18 protein-coding genes, 1 tRNA gene and 1 pseudogene are annotated in these 18,360 nt (G+C 47.4%); 5 read left to right on the top strand and 15 right to left on the bottom strand.

The genetic code is table 11. The features are described 5' to 3' along the window. The first annotated feature begins 360 nt into the window (after positions 1–360). Both DWY57_RS17415 and DWY57_RS17410 read left to right on the top strand, forming a co-directional pair. Positions 361–3,705: a DUF2723 domain-containing protein gene (locus tag DWY57_RS17415; RefSeq protein WP_117878865.1), complete on the top strand. Its 3,345-nt coding sequence runs from the start codon at positions 361–363 to the stop codon at positions 3,703–3,705. Between the two features lie 112 nt (positions 3,706–3,817). After that, positions 3,818–4,474 carry a polysaccharide deacetylase family protein gene (locus tag DWY57_RS17410; RefSeq protein WP_005831030.1) on the top strand — a complete coding sequence of 219 codons (657 nt, stop codon included), beginning with the start codon at positions 3,818–3,820 and terminating at the stop codon, positions 4,472–4,474. Positions 4,475–4,617: 143 nt separating this feature from the next. Here DWY57_RS17410 and DWY57_RS17405 read toward each other — a convergent pair whose 3' ends face one another. Beyond that, positions 4,618–5,514 (bottom strand): DUF4595 domain-containing protein, encoded by an 897-nt coding sequence (locus DWY57_RS17405; RefSeq protein ID WP_005831035.1) that lies wholly within the window; start codon positions 5,512–5,514, stop codon positions 4,618–4,620. 321 nt (positions 5,515–5,835) lie between these two features. Between DWY57_RS17405 and DWY57_RS17395 the strand changes: the two genes are divergently transcribed. Together DWY57_RS17395 and DWY57_RS17390 are read left to right on the top strand one after the other, a co-directional pair. Next, on the top strand, positions 5,836–7,725 hold the full coding sequence (locus DWY57_RS17395) for an ATP-binding protein (protein ID WP_117601046.1): 1,890 nt from the start codon (positions 5,836–5,838) through the stop codon (positions 7,723–7,725). Further along, positions 7,722–8,354, top strand: coding sequence for a response regulator transcription factor (locus tag DWY57_RS17390; RefSeq protein ID WP_098032031.1), 633 nt, complete (start codon positions 7,722–7,724; stop codon positions 8,352–8,354). Before DWY57_RS17395 ends, DWY57_RS17390 begins: the two co-directional genes overlap by 4 nt. 78 nt (positions 8,355–8,432) lie before the next feature. Here the strand turns inward: DWY57_RS17390 and DWY57_RS17385 are convergent, their stop codons facing one another. The 12 genes and pseudogenes from DWY57_RS17385 to DWY57_RS17330 all read right to left on the bottom strand — a co-directional run bounded on the left by DWY57_RS17385 (position 8,433) and on the right by DWY57_RS17330 (position 16,459). Then, a complete protein-coding gene (locus DWY57_RS17385; protein WP_117601045.1) occupies positions 8,433–9,665 on the bottom strand; it encodes a DUF4861 domain-containing protein in 1,233 nt (410 codons plus the stop codon). A 175-nt stretch (positions 9,666–9,840) separates the two neighbouring features. Continuing rightward, complete coding sequence (locus DWY57_RS17380; RefSeq protein ID WP_117601044.1) at positions 9,841–10,644, bottom strand: gluconate 5-dehydrogenase; 804 nt, start codon at positions 10,642–10,644, stop codon at positions 9,841–9,843. A gap of 56 nt (positions 10,645–10,700) precedes the next feature. Next, positions 10,701–10,835, bottom strand: a pseudogene (locus tag DWY57_RS17375) (5-keto-4-deoxyuronate isomerase); the annotation flags it as partial. Between the two features lie 253 nt (positions 10,836–11,088). After that, positions 11,089–11,159: transfer RNA gene (locus DWY57_RS17370), tRNA-Gln, on the bottom strand. 124 nt (positions 11,160–11,283) lie between these two features. After that, entirely contained in the window at positions 11,284–12,576 is a 1,293-nt protein-coding gene (gene tyrS, locus DWY57_RS17365) for a tyrosine--tRNA ligase (RefSeq protein ID WP_005834072.1), read from the bottom strand. 107 nt (positions 12,577–12,683) lie between these two features. Then, positions 12,684–13,349, bottom strand: coding sequence for a TatD family hydrolase (locus DWY57_RS17360; protein ID WP_117881053.1), 666 nt, complete (start codon positions 13,347–13,349; stop codon positions 12,684–12,686). Beyond that, positions 13,346–13,567: a membrane protein insertion efficiency factor YidD gene (gene yidD / locus DWY57_RS17355; RefSeq protein ID WP_005831056.1), complete on the bottom strand. Its 222-nt coding sequence runs from the start codon at positions 13,565–13,567 to the stop codon at positions 13,346–13,348. The genes DWY57_RS17360 and yidD overlap by 4 nt, the downstream gene beginning before the upstream one ends. Then, positions 13,564–13,980: a ribonuclease P protein component gene (rnpA, locus tag DWY57_RS17350; protein ID WP_119962147.1), complete on the bottom strand. Its 417-nt coding sequence runs from the start codon at positions 13,978–13,980 to the stop codon at positions 13,564–13,566. The genes yidD and rnpA overlap by 4 nt, the downstream gene beginning before the upstream one ends. Before the next feature lie 144 nt (positions 13,981–14,124). Beyond that, the gene (locus DWY57_RS17345) at positions 14,125–14,877 is read right to left on the bottom strand and encodes a uroporphyrinogen-III synthase (protein WP_005834069.1); all 753 of its coding nucleotides are present in this window, start codon (positions 14,875–14,877) and stop codon (positions 14,125–14,127) included. A 4-nt stretch (positions 14,878–14,881) separates the two neighbouring features. Continuing rightward, complete coding sequence (locus tag DWY57_RS17340) at positions 14,882–15,613, bottom strand: DUF4271 domain-containing protein (RefSeq protein ID WP_117601042.1); 732 nt, start codon at positions 15,611–15,613, stop codon at positions 14,882–14,884. Further along, complete coding sequence (locus DWY57_RS17335; RefSeq protein ID WP_117601092.1) at positions 15,610–16,197, bottom strand: TIGR00730 family Rossman fold protein; 588 nt, start codon at positions 16,195–16,197, stop codon at positions 15,610–15,612. The genes DWY57_RS17340 and DWY57_RS17335 overlap by 4 nt, the downstream gene beginning before the upstream one ends. A 73-nt stretch (positions 16,198–16,270) precedes the next feature. Further along, positions 16,271–16,459: a hypothetical protein gene (locus DWY57_RS17330; protein ID WP_009037546.1), complete on the bottom strand. Its 189-nt coding sequence runs from the start codon at positions 16,457–16,459 to the stop codon at positions 16,271–16,273. A 148-nt stretch (positions 16,460–16,607) separates the two neighbouring features. Here DWY57_RS17330 and DWY57_RS17325 point away from each other — a divergent pair, with 148 nt between their 5' ends. Next, entirely contained in the window at positions 16,608–17,006 is a 399-nt protein-coding gene (locus DWY57_RS17325; RefSeq protein WP_117601091.1) for a DUF2809 domain-containing protein, read from the top strand. A gap of 327 nt (positions 17,007–17,333) precedes the next feature. On the opposite strand, the gene DWY57_RS17320 is transcribed toward DWY57_RS17325, so the two are convergent. After that, positions 17,334–17,606, bottom strand: coding sequence for a hypothetical protein (locus tag DWY57_RS17320; RefSeq protein ID WP_009037544.1), 273 nt, complete (start codon positions 17,604–17,606; stop codon positions 17,334–17,336). Between the two features lie 329 nt (positions 17,607–17,935). Beyond that, positions 17,936–18,360 (bottom strand): RHS repeat-associated core domain-containing protein (locus DWY57_RS21415; RefSeq protein WP_279387046.1); only part of this gene is annotated, 425 nt, incomplete at its 5' end.

Here is an 18,360-nt window from a genome sequence, read left to right as displayed (position 1 = left end):
CTCTTTCGTTCATAACCTAAAAAGTTTGCGAAAAAGGCTAGATTTTCGGTTATAAACGAAAGATTCATTTAGACAAGCAAGGAGGATACTTCCTTTCCGCATCCCCCTTTATCGGCCGGATATTCCCTCTATAGAATCATCATTGTTGCATCTATATATCCACCGCGTTGCATCTATACTTCCACCGTGCTGCATCTATAGATGCAGCAAATCCCTTAACCTATCCTAATAATGCTGCTTATTGTCACCTATTTAGAAGCGAAATCATTATATTTGCGCCCATATATGCCAATACGTTGACTAAGCGATGGCAAAACAGCTTGTAAAAAACAAAACTGAATAATAACGAATTTCATCTGAATGAAACAGTACAAAACCGTAAACAACCTTGTAGGCTGGATTACCTTCCTCATTGCAGCGACGGTCTACTGCATGACCATCGAACCTACTGCAAGCTTTTGGGACTGCCCGGAGTTCATCACCACCGGCTATAAGCTGGAAGTAGGACACCCGCCCGGCGCACCGTTCTTCATGCTGGTAGCCAACCTATTCTCACAATTTGCTTCCGACGCCTCCACCGTTGCCAAGATGGTGAACTACATGAGCGCGCTGATGAGCGGCGCATGTATCCTGTTCCTTTTCTGGAGCATCACGCACCTGGTACGCAAACTTGTGGTGACAGACGAAAACAATATCACACGCGGCCAGATGGTTACCATCATGGGTAGCGGTCTGGTGGGCGCACTTGCCTACACGTTCAGCGATACCTTTTGGTTCAGCGCTGTGGAAGGCGAGGTGTATGCCTTCTCCTCACTGTTCACTGCCGTCGTATTCTGGCTCATACTGAAATGGGAGGACGTTGCCAACGAGCCTCACAGTGATCGCTGGCTGATTCTCATTGCCTACCTGACCGGTCTGAGTATCGGCGTGCACCTGCTGAATCTGCTCTGCCTGCCCGCCATCGTACTGGTGTATTACTACAAGAAGGTGCCCAATGCCAACGCAAAAGGTTCCCTGCTGGCATTGCTCGCTTCGGGCATACTGGTAGCAGCCGTACTCTACGGCATCGTGCCGGGTATCGTGAAAGTGGGCGGCTGGTTCGAACTGCTCTTCGTCAACACGCTGGGCATGTCCTTCAACACGGGTGTCATCGTATATATCATCCTGTTGGCAGCCTGCCTCATCTGGGGTATCTACGAAAGCTATACCGAACGCAACAAGGCACGTATGGCACTCTCGTTCATACTCACCATCGCCATGCTGGGTATCCCGTTCTACGGACACGGTACCAGCTCGGTAGTTATCGGTGTCATTGTCATTGCCGCATTGTGGCTCTACCTCCGTCCGAAGACGCAGGCAGCCGTCAAAGAAAAATTCCGCGTATCGGCACGCACGCTGAACACCTCGCTGCTCTGCACCATGATGATTGTCATCGGATATTCCTCGTATGCACTTATCGTCATCCGCTCCACCGCCAACACGCCGATGGACCAGAACTCTCCGGAAGACATCTTCACACTGGGCGAATACCTGGGACGCGAGCAGTATGGCACACGCCCGCTGTTCTATGGCCCTGCCTTCTCCTCGCAAGTGGCGCTGGACGTGAAAGACGGTTACTGCGAACCGCGCATCAAGTACAACGGCACGAAGTTCATCCGCAAGGAGAAAGCTACACCCGATGAAAAGGATTCGTACATCGAAATCCCCGGACGCATTGAGTACGAATATGCCCAGAACATGCTGTTCCCGCGTATGTACAGCAGTGCCCATACACAACAATACCATGCCTGGCAGGACATCAAGGGTTACGATGTGCCCTATGACAAATGCGGTAACATGATTATGGTAAACATGCCCACACAGTGGGAAAACATCAAGTTCTTCTTCTCCTACCAGCTCAACTGGATGTACTGGCGCTACTTCATGTGGAACTTCGCCGGACGCCAGAACGACATACAAGGCAGCGGAGAAATTGAACACGGCAACTGGATTACCGGTATCCCGTTCATCGACAACTGGCTGGTGGGCGACCAGAGCCTCTTGCCTCAGGAACTGAAAGACAACAAGGGACACAACGTATTCTACTGCCTGCCCCTGCTGCTGGGTATCATCGGCCTGCTATGGCAAGCCTACCGTGGGCAGAAAGGCATCCAGCAATTCTGGGTGGTCTTCTTCCTCTTCTTCATGACCGGTATTGCCATCGTGCTCTACCTGAACCAGACTCCGAGCCAACCGCGCGAACGTGACTATGCCTACGCCGGTTCGTTCTACGCCTTCGCCATCTGGATTGGTATGGGTGTGGCAGGACTCGTCCGTCTGCTTCAAGACTATGCCAAGATGAAGGAACTGCCTGCTGCCGCCATCGTTTCCGTAGCCTGCCTCTTTGTCCCCGTGCAGATGGCAAGCCAGACTTGGGACGACCACGACCGCAGCGACCGCTACATGGCACGCGACTTCGGCCAGAACTACCTGATGTCCCTACAAGAAAGCGGCAACCCGATTATCTATACCAACGGTGACAACGATACCTTCCCCCTCTGGTACAACCAGGAGACCGAAGGTTTCCGTACCGACGCCCGCACCTGCAACCTCTCGTACCTGCAGACCGATTGGTACATCGACCAGATGAAGCGCCCCGCCTACGACAGTCCTTCTCTCCCCATCACGTGGGACCGAATGGAGTACGTAGAAGGCACCAACGAATACGTCCCCATCCAGCCTGAGTACAAGAAAAGCATCGACCAGCTCTATGCCGAAGCCGAGAAGCAGGCACTGGACGGTAATCCCGAAGCACTGGTCAATGTAAAGAAAGAATTCGGTGACAACCCGTATGAGCTAAAGAATATCCTCAAGAACTGGGTGCGCAACAAGAATCAGGACTTGAAGGTGATTCCTACCGACAGCATTGTCATCAAGGTAGACAAGGAAGCCGTGCGCCGCAGCGGCATGATGATACCGGGCGACTCAATCCCCGACTACATGCACATTTCGCTGAAAGGCAAACGCGCCCTCTACAAGAGCGAGTTGATGATGCTCGAAATGCTGAGCGAGGCCAACTGGGAACGCCCCATCTATATCGCTGTCAGCGTAGGCAGGGAGAACCAGCTGAACATGGAGAACCACTTCGTTCAGGAAGGTCTTGCCTATCGTTTCACTCCGTTCGACACCAGTAAGACGGGCGTGACAATAGACTCCGAAAAGATGTACGACAACCTAATGAACAAGTTCAAGTTCGGTGGCATCGACAAGCCGGGCATCTATATCGACGAGAACGCCATGCGCATGTGTCACTCTCACCGTCGCATCTTCTCCCAACTCGTGCAGCAGCTGATGCGTGAGGGCAAGAAAGACAAGGCAAAAGCCGCCCTGGACTATGCCGAAAAGATGATTCCCGCCTACAACGTGCCTTACGACTGGCAGAACGGTGCCGTACAGATGGCGGAAGCCTACTACCAACTGGGCGAAACCGCCAAGGCGGACGAGATGATGAAAGCCCTTGCTGACAAGGCTGTAGAGTACCTGACCTGGTATCTGAGCCTGGACGACAACCGCTTCATGATTTCTACCCGTGAATTTGAATACCACTGGGCTGTACTCGATGCCGAGGTGAAGGCCATGAAGAAGTACAACTCCAAGCTCGCCGAAATCTACGAGCCGAAGGTGGAAGAACTGTATAATATGTATGTGGACAGAATGAAGGAGTGAGAATAAGGATTAGGGATTAAAGGATTAGGGATTAGCCTGTGCAGTTCATCACTAATCATTAATAACTAATCCTTAACCCCTAATCCTTAATCCCTAATTAATCATTAATCACGTGTTTATAGAACAACCTCCTGAGTTTTTTCGCAAACTATATCCCGGTGCAGTCTGGAGGATGGACCCCAATGAAAAAGCCGTTTATCTGACTTTCGACGATGGCCCTATCCCCGAAGTAACTCCCTGGGTGCTCGACCTGCTGGATAAGCACAACATCAAAGCCACCTTCTTCATGGTAGGTGACAACATACGGAAGCATCCGGACGAATTCCGGATGGTCGTTGAGCGTGGGCACCGCATCGGTAACCACACCTTCAACCATATCCGTGGATTTGAATACACGGCCAAGAATTATCTGGGAAATACCGAACAGGCGAAGATTTTCATGGAAATGGGTGGGGACATCAATTGCAATGTGGAGAAGGTTCTCTACCCTCTCTTGTTCCGCCCTCCCCACGGCCATATGTTCGCCAACCAGTATCTCACGCTGAAACGAACCTACAAGATTGTGATGTGGGACCTCGTGACCCGCGACTACAGCAAGAAGCTGCGCGGTCCGCAAGTGCTAGCCAACGTGATGCGCTACGCCCGCAACGGCTCCATCATCACCTTCCACGATTCCTTGAAATCCTGGTGCAACGGAAACCTGCAGTACGCATTGCCGCGCGCCATTGACTTCCTGAAGGAAGAGGGATATGAATTCAAAGTATTATAAACTTGAAACAGCAGAAAGTTACCAACATCTGCTGTCACAATAAATTCCACATAAAATAAGAAGGGGTTGTCTCGGCAAAAGGCAACCCCTTACATTTTATAGGCTCATGTCCTGTTCCACAAGAATAAACAGATGTTTTATAATTACCAAGTAAATGTACATCTGTATTCATCCCACTGGTCTTTTACAACCAGTTCCGTAGGATAACTGTCGGAATTCAATGTCCATGTAAAATACATATCGGACACAGAGTCCTCGCCATTGTATGTATAATGCCCTACAAGCGGCAGATGTTTCGTAGCCTTACCAAGCATGCCTCCATAATAGGCATATATCATCTCGTCCATATCCACATCCAGTATTTCATCAAACAACATCAGGCAGCCCTTATTCTCGATAGGAGCTGTTATATTATCCGTCGTATAGTCTATAGCAGCACTATACTCCCACTCGTCATTGCTGTCGATAATTCCGTCACCATTGAGATCCCCACTAGCTACATAACGTGTGGAAGTCTTCACCACATCTCCATCCTTATAGGTAATGTTCGTTATTTCACCATCGCTTTCAGAGCGTTTCATTACAACCAGATGGCCTTCAGTGTCGTATTCCATCTCCCAAGTAAACTCATCGGCATCGGGAGTACCAGCGTGGTCTATTGAGTTGCAAAATTCCACATAACCATCGCTGTTGAGCTGCAAGTTCAGTTCTGTAACATCGCCCTCTTCATCCGTCACGGTGATTCTTGCTCGGTCCTTTGCAACATCTGCCTTTGTAGTAGCGGGAAAGTACTCAAAGACGGCTTTATCCCCATCCTCAGTTGTAATGTTCGTCACCAGCCCTTCTTCATTGTGAGAAATCGCCATGCCCGAAACCGACTTCGGAAGCCCTCCCGTAAACACTTGCGAAGGATTGACCACAGTGGCGGTGTTTTCGCCACCCTCACCATTCTCATTTTCGTCATCGTCACTGCAAGCAGTGAATCCCAAGCACAACGCCACACCCAACATGGAGGCAGCCATCATTTTAAACATTTTCATAAGTTACAAATCTTGTTTTATCCCCATCCCTCTAAGGAAAATCCATAATAACAAAAGTATAAGGAATGCCGTCCGTATCTCACGACAACAAGACTCTGCCATTCAAACCCGGACAGATACTTTTGGCCATTTATCATTCCCAGACAAAGCTTAATATTTTTTGCAAAGTAATAAACTTTTCCTTTCACTCCTTGTCACTGAAAAAGGTGATTTTTCAGCCACATACAGAAAAAATTCAGTATCTCCGATAAAAAGCAAAATGAATAAGACGTATATTTGCAACAACTAAGCACAGATTGAATTCCACTAAAATATACCGATATGAGGGTACGCCATACTAAGCTATTATCACTCCTCTTTTCTTTAACCACTATCCTGCTTCACGCCGGAGAAATACCAACAGACACTCTGTTGGCACACTTCTACAACCGGGCAGCCAATCTCATGGAAGAAGGACACTACGATGAAGCGCAACGTAGCTTCGACAGCGCCTTTGCCACCCGGAACGTAAAGCACTCCTTCATGTATCCCATCTTGCTGAACGAACAAGCCACACTGCTGATCTATGTGGGAAAGACAGAAGAAGCCTTTGCCATGAAAAAAAATATGCTCCCCTACCTGCCGCAGATAGATGATTTGGAAAAGCACATCAGCGTATACAACGATTTGGGCCTCCTCTACCGTCAGCACCAAATGAATGACTCTACACTCTACTATTACAATAAAGCACTGGACAGTGCCTTGCAATATGGTGACGAAAGCTGGATAGCCCACATCTGCAACAATGTGTCCATCCTATACTTCAATATCAGGCAGCTGGACGAAGCAGAAAAGTATACCGACATGGCCACCGAACATGCCGCCAGAACCGAAGACCCATTCGTAGCTTTCACCACCTGGCAAATCAGAGCAACCATAAAGGCTGAACTGAACAAGCTGGATGATGCTGAAAAATCCAACCTCAAAGCCTGGAACATTGCCTGCCACGGAGAGGGAAACGAAGACTTATGGAAGATACGCTGCCTGCCCGGCATGCTGAGACTCTTTGAACGAAAAGAACAACCCGATTCCATAGACCACTACTTGAAATTGGGGAACAAACTAGTACAACGGGTACCATCCAACTCCATCGCTGCCATAGGATTCATACAATCGAGGGCAGCCACCGAAACAAACCGCAAAAACTATGCCCGCGCCTTGAAGGACTTCCACTGGCTGCGTAACCGGAAAACCGGTACCGAGCCCAAAACATTATTTACACAAATGGCACGATGCTACGATGCCTTGGGAAACCCCAAACTGGCCTACACCTATATGGATAGTGCCCGCATGTGGACTGATACGCTGGCACAGCACAATCTGACGCAACAAATGGCAGAATTCAACGTGAAATATCACACGCAAGAAAAGGAATTGGAGATAGCCCACCTGCAACAAGAACAACTGGAACACCAAGCCTTCCTGCTCAAAGCCTCCATTGCTGTAGCCCTTCTGTCTGGCCTTGCTCTAATTACTTTGTTGACGCTCCGCCACAAGAAACGAATGGCCGAAAAGAAGATTGAACTGCTAAAGCAAGAAAACGAACTGAACTCGGCACGCCGCTACATTGAAGGGTTGGAAGAGGAATGCAAATATTTTGCCAAGGAACTGCATGACGGTATAGCCAACGACCTGCTGGGGCTTCAAATGAAGATAGAAACTTCTGCCGGCAAAGGGAATGAGCAGGAACTGGCCTCACTCGTCAGCAAACTGAGAAACAACGTGCGGAATATCTCACACGAACTGATGCCTCCCGAATTCGAGCATCTCAGTCTAGACCAGATACTCGACCGTTATGCTGCCAAACTGGCCGAGAACACCGGCATAGAGGTCAGCTATCATCCAACGGAGAACAACGCATCACGCCATCTTCCCAATGAAACCGCTTATGAGCTGTACCGCATCGTACAAGAACTCACCATGAACATCGTGAAACATGCCTCAGCCAGTCATATAGTCATCAGTCTCCGTGCCGACAACGAAAATAAATATACCCTGCAAATTACAGACAACGGTAAGAATGCAAACAAGCAACAAACAGCAACAAACAACAATGACGGCATAGGATTGCGTACCGTAAACGACCGTATCAGAGCCATCAACGCTACCGCCAATGTATGCTCGTCAACAGAAAACAACGTTTTCACCCTACTGCTTAACATAAACGAATGAAACCAAACAAAGAAACATACAGAATACTGGTAATAGATGACCACCCGATTGTTGCTGAAGGTATCATCGCATTGGCCTCGCAACTCGAAGGAGTGGCGTGCAAAGGAGCCACTTGTGCAAAAGACGTGGAACAACTGACCCTCAAAGAGAGATTCGACCTTTGCATCATCGATCTGGAACTACCGGATATGAATGGATTCCAGCTCATATCCCACCTTCACAGCCGGATACCCGAATGCGGCATTTTAATCTATACCATGCATGAAGAACCTTGGATCATAGCCAAATTATCCACCCTAAACATCAACGGAGCTGTTTCAAAAAATGCCAGCACCAGCGAATTGAGAGACGCCATCAGTACACTGAAAAACGGAACCAGATACTTCAGCAATGTTTTCAGCGAACTGGACAAGGAAAAACAAAACACCCTACCACATGCACTTCCCGAATTGTCGAGACGTGAAAAAGAAGTGCTCGCCTATCTCTCGCAAGGACTGAGCACCTCTGAAATATCCCAATTACTATTTCTCAGCATCAATACAATACAGACTTACCGGAAGCGCCTGATGGAAAAACTGGAGGCCAAAAACGTTGCAGAACTTGTCTACAAGGGGAAGAGCTTATTCTGAGAACACTTGTCATTCGCCCGGACAGTTACAAGCCTCCAGCTTCTCAAGCTTCGCCTTCGGAAAAGGAGGAAAATCAACTTAGCGGATACTCACCGTCATCGGATTGCGTACCTTCTGTGCAAATGCCGCCATATAGCTATTCCAGGCTTCAGCCGTCTTGATGTCCGCACGGTCCCAGGCAAAACCCCAGTAATACACGTAGTCGGCACCCGGCTCATAGTCGCTGACAGCCAGTACATGACCGTCCGCATTGTTACGCATCTTCTTCTCCTCTATGGGGAAAAGCACGGTTTTGGCTTCCTTCACAACGGCAGGGAAAGCGGCCCCCATAAATATCTTGCCATTATCCGGTCCGGTAGTGGGATCTACATACGTCATATAGCCACCGGCAGCATCAGCCACTACAGCACCGTCCGGTTCGTGCAGCACAATACCGGTAACAATGGGCAAGGATTCCTTTAGATTGCTATACGAAACGGCAGTACGGTTCAGATGAGAACCGGCATCCAGCGTAATCAGACGCGTTTCCACCACCGCAGTATCCCCTTTCACAGCCAACGGATTGAACTCCAGCTTCACCGTGAAGCGCAACGGACCGTTGTCCAGCACCTCCTGCGTCTTGTAGCACCACGGATAGATAATGGTATCATTCACCATCAATGCAGACACTCCGGCTCCCAGTGTTGGGCCTACTGCATAGCAGTCCATGCCATAACCGTGGTCTATATGATAGGAGAATGTACGTACCAGCTCATCGGCAGCCTTCGGGTCTGTCTTGCGCAATTCATTAACCTGCTTCCAGGAGTCTGCATCCAGTTCCTTGGCATACATGTCTTCCAGTACCGGTGCAGCAGTGCCTCGCTTCGTGAACAAGTCGTAGCCGAAACCGCGTTCACCCCTTGCCTGCAATGCAGGACCGTAGGCACGGAAGCCTACCAAGTCGTTCTCCCAGGCCATGTCGTCCAGACGTTCGGGATACTGCCGCCCACAAGCCCTTACCTCCACATCGACGGGAGTACCGGCCTGGACGGTATATGCAGCCGATGCATTGGCGGCTACCGTAGCAGGGAAGATTAATTTGTCATCGTAGGTCACTTGGTAGGGAACCTGTTCCCCTTCGACATTCAGAACCACAATCTGTGCGGTGTCTGCCAAATTCAGGCGGTTTGAGATTTCGGTCATGGACACCTCTACCATCTCATCGGAACGGTCCATCGCCAACGGATTAGTTACCGTAACAGTCACTGTCTTGCTATCGTTACAAGCAAGACAGCAGAGGGCCGCCATACATAATAAAAGAAAGTTTCTCATATAATCATTGCTTTTTCCTAATCAGTTGTATAACTTTCTTTTAGGCGCGGATTTCGCGGATTATACGGATTTTCCTTATCCTTTCCGCGAAATCCGCGTAATCCGCGCCCAAAAGAAAAAGGTGACAAGTGACATTATCCTGCCACTTTATCACCTTCTCAATTATCCTTCAAATTTATTTCGGTTGCTTTCCGATGTAAGCCAAGATACCGCCGTCTACATAGAGGATGTGACCGTTTACAGCATTAGAAGCTTCCGATGCCAGGAACACTGCCGGACCGGTAAGTTCTTCCGGGTCCAGCCAGCGGCCTGCCGGAGTCTTGGCGCATATGAACGAGTCGAACGGGTGACGGCTACCGTCGGCCTGCTTTTCACGCAACGGAGCAGTCTGCGGGGTAGCGATGTAACCCGGGCCTATACCGTTACATTGAATGTTATATTCACCATATTCAGAGCAGATGTTACGAGTCAGCATCTTCAAGCCACCCTTGGCAGCAGCATAGGCCGATACAGTCTCACGACCCAGTTCGGACATCATAGAGCAGATATTGATAATTTTACCGTGGCCCTTCTTCATCATGGCAGGCAGAACAGCCTTTGATACGATGAAGGGAGCATTGAGGTCGATATCGATTACACGGCGGAAGTCAGCAGCCTCCATCTCGTGCATAGGAACACGGCGGATGATACCGGCATTGTTTACAAGGATATCAACGGAGCCTACTTCTTTTTCAATCTGGGCTACCATAGCCTGAACAGCAGGTTCATTAGTCACGTCACATACATAACCGTGTACTTTGATACCCTTTGCAGCATATGCAGCCAGTCCTTTGTCTACCAACTCCTGGTTGATATCGTTGAAACAGATAGTTGCTCCTTGCTCTGCAAAAGCTGAAGCGATAGCAAAACCGATACCATAAGAAGCACCTGTAACAAGGGCTACTTTACCTTCCAAAGAAAAATTCAAATACGGATTCATAACGTTAAATTATTAAGTTTAAATAAGTGATATTCTATTTATGTACGATTTGCAAGTAGTTTATACTCAATGGAAACTTTATTTTGGGAGAATGCCTTCCCTATAAGGAAATCGCAGCGAATGCTTTTCGTATCGTAGCTTTTCACATCATCGGGATGCTCAGCATAGCGAATTTCATAGTTCGTTTTCATGATTGCACTACATTTAATAAGTTATAACTTCAGCCATCAAATACACATCGTTTGCGTACACGATGCAAATGTAACAAAAGAAAATGGAGAAACCGTATAAATTTGTGTCAATTATATAGCAATATCGTTCAAAGATTCGTAAAAAGAAAAAATCTATACCTATAGTGCCAACAAGAGGGGGAAAGAATAACAAAAAAACCCACTAAAACTTGCGATTTTAGTGGGTTTTTAGCTGCAATTAGCTGTATCGTAGTTGGACTACCAGGATTCGAACCTGGACAAACAGAACCAAAACCTGTTGTGCTACCATTACACCATAGTCCAAACATAGGGCTTTCTGTTAAAAAGCGGTGCAAAGATAAAAGGAAGCCCCGAAATATCCAAATATTTCGGGGCTATTTTTACTGCCGAAGCATTATTTCCTTAATTACTTCTCTTTAGGATACCGCTATTTGGCGATAATCAGATAGTAATTCTTCTTGCCGCGCTGTACCAGCAGGTATTTTTCGTCCAGCAGGTCGGCTGTCGTAATCACCTGGTCGAAAGCAGCCAGTTTCTCCTTATTCAGAGAAACGCCACCGCCTTGCACCAGCTTACGCATCTCGCCCTTGGAAGCGAATACAGCAGCATTATCCACGAACAAATCCACCGCCTTCACACCGGCAGCCAGTGCATCACGGGATATTTCGAACTGGGGAACACCCTCGAACACAGCCAGCAGCGTATCTTCGTCCAACTTCTTCAGTGCATCAGAAGTTGCATTGCCAAACAAGATGTTGGATGCATCCACAGCAGCATTATAGTCCTCTTCGGAGTGAACCATGATAGTCACTTCCTTGGCCAGACACTTCTGAAGGACGCGCAAATGGGGAGCAGCCTCGTGCTCGGCCGTTAGAGCGTCAATCTCCTCCTTGGACAGTGCAGTGAATATCTTTATGTAGCGTTTGGCATCCTCGTCGCTCACGTTCAGCCAGAACTGGTAGAACTTATATGGAGAAGTGTAGCGCGGGTCGAGCCAGATGTTTCCGGACTCTGTCTTGCCGAACTTGCCACCGTCGGCCTTCGTAATCAGCGGGCTGGTCAGTGCAAACACCTCCCCGCCGTTCGTACGGCGAATCAGCTCGGCACCGGTAGTGATGTTACCCCACTGATCGCTGCCACCCATCTGGAGCTTGCAGCCTTTGGTTTCATACAGATGAAGGAAGTCGTATCCCTGCAACAGTTGGTAGGTGAATTCCGTGAAGGAAAGACCGTCACGTGCCTCACCGTTCAGACGCTTCTTTACAGAATCTTTCGCCATCATATAGTTCACGGTGATGTGCTTACCCACTTCACGGGCAAAATCGAGGAAAGTGAAGTTCTTCATCCAATCGTAGTTGTTCACCAACTCGGCACGGTTGGGGGCATCCGAATCAAAATCCAGGAACTTGGAGAGCTGGGCCTTCATACCGGCCAGATTGCGCTGCAACGTCTCTTCCGTAAGCAGATTGCGTTCTGCAGACTTTCCGGAAGGGTCACCAATCATACCCGTAGCACCGCCAATCAGTGCCAACGGCTTGTGTCCGCAACGCTGGAAGTGACGCAAAATCATCACACTGCAAAGGTGCCCGATGTGCAAAGAGTCCGCAGTAGGGTCGAAACCAATGTATGCAGTCACTTGTTCCTTAGCCAGAAGTTCTTCCGTACCCGGCATCATATCGTGGAGCATGCCACGCCATCTTAATTCTTCTACAAAATTCATCGAATGATTAAGTTATCTGATTAATTATTTAAGTGATTATCTATGAATTGTTTGATTCCTATTTTAATCTGCGCAAAAATACGACTCTTTATTCGAAGAAACAACTCTTAGGGTTTAAAAAAGACTTTGCAGACATTTCTCCGGAGTGTTTCTCCAAGCTCCTCGGGAGAGATGCCGCGCACTTCGGCAGCGCGTGCATACAATTCCCCGATGGAAACTTCACTTTCATCCGTTTCGATGAACAGCCGGTCGGCAGGTACCCGGCACAAGGCTGCTTCCTGGTATTTCTCCCCGAATGAAAGATAAAAGCCATGTTTCAGATATTCCTCCGCCAGCGCCGCCTTGCCACGGAAACCATGTATTATCCACGGATTCGACGGGCGCAAGTCCCGCTTCACCTTCAGCAGTTCATCAACCGCCTTCACCAGATGAATCACCAGCGGCTTTCCCACTTCCTCTGCCAAACATGCCTGGTGTCTGAACACTTCCACCTGCAAATCCATCGGAGCATCTGCCAGCTTGTCCAGCCCGGCTTCGCCCACGGCAAGTACTTGGGGATGACGCACTAACTCCTCCAGGCCGCACACCCTGCTAGCCACAGCACCTTCAACTCCAGAGTGTTCACCTCCACTCCGACCTATATGCCAGGGATGTATCCCCACCGAATACCATCCGCCGCTCTGTGGAGAGAACGTTTCGGGATAGCAATTTGCAATGGCAGTTCCGGGTACTTGCGGAAACCGGTGTGTATGTATGTCTACTGGAATATTCATGGAACGGGATCATATCCGGAACCTCCCCAGGGATGGCAGCGCAGAATGCGCCTTACTGCCAGACAAAACCCCTTGAAAGGTCCGTGTTTCTTGATGGCCTCCACCGCATATTGCGAACAAGTGGGGGTAAAACGGCATGAAGGCCCTATCATGGGCGATATGCACTTCTGATAGAAATAGATGGGAAGCAGCAGCAGATATGAAAGCAGACGCTTCATGACACCTGCGGAGTTTGCTCGGCTTCAGCATTTGCCGCTACCTTCTCGACAATGCGTGCCAAAGCTGTCTTCATACGGTCCTCAATGACAGAAGAGTCTACCAACTGGTCCGAAAGATAGATAAAGGCCACGGCCAGACGGCACTTTTTTTCCGTCAGCACGGCCAGCAGTCCGTGTTTGTTCATGCGGTAGGCTTCACGTATCTGGCGTTTCACGCGGTTGCGCTTCACCGCCCGCTTGAAACGGCGTTTCGAAACACTTACAAGAATGGAAACGGGTGCCTCCAGCTCCTCCACCGGCAGATACACCACACGCAAAGGGAAAACCGAAAACGAGCGTGAGCCGCCCGCAAACATCTTCTCTATCACTTTCTTCTTGTCCAACCGTTCGGACTTACGCAAGGTATTTGGCATGAGAAACAAGGATTAGGGATTAGGGATTAGGGATTAGGGATAAAGGATTAGGGATAAAGAATAAAGGAGGTGGAGGTGAATAGGTTCTTTCATCCTTTATCCTTTATCCTTTATCCTTAATCCCTAATCCTTATTTCTCTCTTTTTACTTTCCTTTATTATTCTCCTTGATAAACATGTCAAGCGCCGCCGTCATTGAGGGTGCCTGCACGCTGGGAGCTTCCAGGTCAAGACGAAGTCCGGCATCACGGACTGCCTGGGCAGTGGTAGAGCCGAATGTTCCGATCTTGATTTCCTTCTGGTCAAAATCAGGGAAATTCTTCTTCAAGGCACTGATGCCTGCCGGACTGAAGAACACCAGCATGTCATAATCAAAAGCCTCATCTGCAGCAAAGTCATTGCTGACAGTACGGTACATGACAGCTTCCGTGTGCTGAATCTTATTCTTATCCAGCAGATTCTTCACGTCATCATTGTGTACATCCGACATTGGTACCAAGTACTTTTCAGTCTTATGCTTAACAATGGAAGGTATCAAATCGTCAATCTTCCCGGTGTTTCCGAAGAAAATCTTACGCTTACGATACTGCACATACTTTTGGATATACAGAGCAACGGCCTCCGTCACGCAGAAATACTTCATTGTTTCGGGAATTGTCACACGCAATTCTGTACACAAGTGGAAGAAATGATCAATAGCATGACGCGAAGTAAAAATAACGGCAGTATGATCCAAGACCGAAATTTTCTGTTGTCTGAACTCTTTCGCTGAAAGGCTCTCCACTTTGATAAATGGGCGAAAATCTATTTTCACACCATACTTCTCGGCGATGTCGTAGTAAGGAGATTTCTCTGATGCCGGTTTCGGCTGCGACACAAGTACTTTCTTAATTTTCAACGTCCTAAAATTTTATTATCAAATAACTGTTTAGCTGCATCACACCTTGATATAACACAAAACAAGGCATGATTTCAAGGGCACAAAAGTACAAAATTAAAAGTAAACCGCCATATAAATTGTTACAAAAAAGCTTTAACCACTTGTATAACATCAATATTTTAGCAAAAAAGGCTAAAATCAATCCGATTATTATCGTCAGCTGCAAACTCAAATCAAAATAGACTATGAACAGAGCAAACGGGAAAAGGGCGAATCCCAAGTAATAAAGTAGCGTAGAATAGGACTCAAGCCATAGCGTTGTAACACTTTCGTCAAAAAAAATCCAACCCAGAAAAGAGTAAAGCATCCACTTCAAGCACAAATAGAGAAGACACATACCGATGTAAATCCCCAATAGAAGTCCCGGCGGCACATGGTGTACCAGTTCCGGCTGTATATCATTGAAGTAGTTGAAGATACAGACGCCTGCTAGGATGCAGGTCTGCAGGATGAGCAGCAGCAGATAGCGCATATCGGCGGCTGTGGAAGTGGCAAATATGCTGGTACGTTCGCGATGAAGCAGGAAATCCTTCACCAGTTGCAGCAGGAACTTGCGGCTGCGTGACAAGACATAGGCCGACAGAAAGAAACAGCACAAAAGGACCACGGTGATGCCATCGTCCATTCTCGGAGAATATGGAATAGGAATCCCCTCCGTCCCCACTACTGCCCAAGCCATCAACAGCCCTATCATATTGCAGCGAATTTACGGATGGAGGCGTCCCACAAGGGAGTGGTATATATCAGTTCCACGGCTTCCTGCGGTGTCTGCGCCACATGCCAGATGGCACCGTGCTGCACGCGCATGAAGTTTTCGTCCACCGCCTGCCGGAGCATATCGAGCAGAGGGTCGAAATAGTTCTTGACATTCAGTATCACAATCGGGTTCAGATACAGTCCGAGTTGCTTCCAAGTGATGATTTCCAGCAGTTCTTCCAGGGTGCCGCAACCACCGGGCAGGGCGATGACGGCATCGCTCAAGTCGGCCATTGTCTTTTTCCGTTCGTGCATGCTTTCCACTTCCACGAGTTGGGTAAGTCCGGTGTGATGCCATCCCTGCTCCACCATGAAGCGGGGAATGACGCCCGTCACCTCTCCCCCTGCCCGGAGTGCCGCATCGGACACAGCGGACATCAGTCCCATATTTCCCGCACCATTAATCAAGCGAATTTGCCGCTGCCCCAGCAGAGTGCCCAACTCACGGGCTGCATCGAAATAAACGGAATCTATCTTTGTGCTCGAAGCACAATATACGCATACGGAATTTATCTTGTTCATCATCTTGCCACACCCTTTTTTAGGTATCGCCACAAAGGTACATGATTTCGGGGAGATTTGAAACAAGAGAGTCTTATTTCCAAAGTTCTTCCGGATTTGTGGTGCGGACGCTGTTCTCGAACAGCCATTGGGTGCCACCGCTCCGAACGGTAAATCCGACGGGAATAGGTGCAAGTCTCCGGTCACCCGGCAAGGGGTCGCCTGTTTCATCGTCCATGCGGCTCAGTTCATGCATGCTGTACCAATAGTTATTTTTGGCCATATACGTGTCATAGTATTGCCCTTCATTTGCTTTTCTGTTTATAGCCTTACACAGACCGTTCGATAGGAAAAAATACGAAAAAGCTCTTCCTTCTCACTCATATCTGTCAATTTTCCATAAATTTGCAATGGACCTAAAACATCATGATGTGAAATACAAACGTTGGATTTACTTAACCGTCACTTTCGTCATCATATTGGCAGGACTTGCTTCCCGGAAATATGGCAATGCATTGCCTAAATTTATTGCAGAGTATATTGGCGATACACTTTGGGCAGCTATGGTCTATTGGGGATTACGCTTTCTCTTCCCTTCGGCATCCATACTCAAAGTGGCCGCAATCTCCTTACTGTTTTCTTATTGCATAGAAATCAGCCAATTATACCAGGTCGATTGGGCGAATGCCATACGAAACACCACGCTCGGAGCATTGGTCTTCGGGCATGGATTTTTATGGTCGGATATGATATGTTATACTGTCGGGGTAATGTTATCTGCCACCGTAGATTCTTGCGCTTCCTTTTCTTCTTCGGATGAAGCAGTATAAAAACAAGACGCGGACAAAGGAACACAGATTCTATGCAAGCCGCTATTATCCCCGCCAAAAGCATTCGTAGGACACATTTCACGAGGCTACACCTTTTACTCCGGATGGCTACACCCTTTCTATGCGATGGTATAGCCATCTGCAAAAAAGGGTGTAGCCCGGCACGGAGGATAGTTACAACATTAGAAATGGTATGACTGTTATATGACAAAAAAATATCCTAACATGCAAGATATGGGATATCTGATGTTAGGATAACGATAAAAATAGTCAATTCATATCAAGGCAAGACGGCCTAATTATCAATACAAAAGAGACTGCGTTTGTTTATGATAAACTGCATTTTTCTTTTGAAGATTTACGGCTATTGACAAGAGAAGCTACTAAATAAAAGATATTAATGATTACATAGCATAGAAAAAACTTCCACACTTTAATCGTTTCTTTTAGCCACTCCTCAACCCATAAGATATCAATCTTATCCCCACATCGATTTTCAATCTCATATTTATAACTAATTTCACAATTAATAATTGCGTATATAATTAATAATGAAAGAATTATTGATGTGGCAACAAACACAATTCTAAGCCATTTCATAATCTATCTTGTTTTATAAACTACACCTCCTGGTTTGGATATTCTCACTAAATGATTCTGCATTGATATTGGAAGAACAAATCTGTTGACAATAGGAATAGTAGTCCATGTTCCCAAATTACTTGTTTGTTGTAGCCTTGTCCCTTTCAGAGCATTTGACCCACTTTTATTCAACACGTCAGATACCATTGTTGTACAATTATTACTTGTCAGCTTATATTCATCAATAATACGAGCAGAAGAACTGTTATAATAATCACTTTTAGGATTATCTGGCATTGTAGTTGACATATTAATTAAACTTTTCGTCTAAAATATTAGCAACTTTTTCATCTGCCACATCTGTTACTACAAATACAGACATTCCACCAGCTGCTTTTTTTGTCATTGTAAGCTTTTGCTTCATCCCCCATTAACTTTAAAAGAACACCGGAACCATTTCCTAAAGAATTAGAGCTTCTATCTGGCCCTTTATTAGTTCCATTGTATCGTCCGTAGCTATAAACAGTCATATTAGATCCTTCACCAACACTAATCCATGTGTGACCAAAGGACTGAGTTTCAGTGCAAATTCTAATACTATCTCCATTCACATCAATATTAACAACCGGACTATTCGCCCCGTACTGATACGGAGACATCGAATAATACTTCTCGGCAAATCTGTCATTAGTCGTAAACCTTCCTAACGCCGTATCATAATGTCTCGCCCCATAATCATACCAGTTCAAACCCTTCTTCGTATCAAGCTCCT

It is taken from the genome of Bacteroides sp. AF25-5LB (assembly GCF_003602965.1).
Lineage (GTDB): Bacteria > Bacteroidota > Bacteroidia > Bacteroidales > Bacteroidaceae > Bacteroides > Bacteroides uniformis.
The sequence above is the reverse complement of the archived record's forward strand: the minus strand, read 5'-3'. Positions and strand labels throughout refer to the sequence as shown.